This window comes from Nocardia flavorosea NBRC 108225 (assembly GCF_001613385.1).
Lineage (GTDB): Bacteria > Actinomycetota > Actinomycetes > Mycobacteriales > Mycobacteriaceae > Nocardia > Nocardia flavorosea.
The window spans coordinates 1-597 of sequence record NZ_BDCG01000038.1; the positions used below are offsets into that span (position 1 = coordinate 1).

Annotated in this window: 1 protein-coding gene; it reads right to left on the bottom strand. The window is 67.0% G+C overall.

The window, feature by feature from the left end; all coding sequences use genetic code 11:
- Positions 1–275 (bottom strand): hypothetical protein (locus NFL01S_RS33435; protein WP_157117302.1); only part of this gene is annotated, 275 nt, incomplete at its 3' end.
- Between the last annotated feature and the right edge of the window lie 322 nt (positions 276–597).

The window sequence follows — 597 nt, forward strand, 5'->3', positions numbered from 1 at the left end:
TCCCCGGCGTACTGGTCCAGGTAGCGCTCGACGTTGCCGAGATCGGTCAGCGACCGCAGGTAGCGGCCCTTCTTGGTGCGAATGCGGCCCTGGATCCGGGCCAACCGCTCTTCCTCGGTATCGCCGAGGTAGACCACTTCGGCGGTCCCGGCATCGGCGGTTTCGGGCTTCTGGGCGCGGTCTGTGCTGGACTTGCGACGCCCCCGCCGGCGGGTGGGCACCTGGTCGTCATCGCCGGGCTCAGGCGCTGTGGTGGTGCTGTTCGGCTCGCTCATTACCCCTCGGTGGGTCGGGAGGGGCGAAGCTCACGATTTCGGGTCCGTGTCGCGAATCGACTGCTGTCCGATCCGTGTTGTACCCTCGGAATCGCGAGGCTTCGCCCCTCGATTTTGGCCCGCCCTCTCACGCAGATCCGCTGCCAAACGGATCGAGAGGGCGGGCTCTCTGGTTTTCCTGGCTGCTACTACTCTGCCGGGCCCCGGCCGAATGCGGCGAATCGACACGCGTTCTCACCCGAATCCGGCCGGGATTCCTTGGCTCAGAACGGCGGTTTCTCGTCCTGCTCCGGAGCGTGACGCGCAGGCTGTCCGGGTGCCT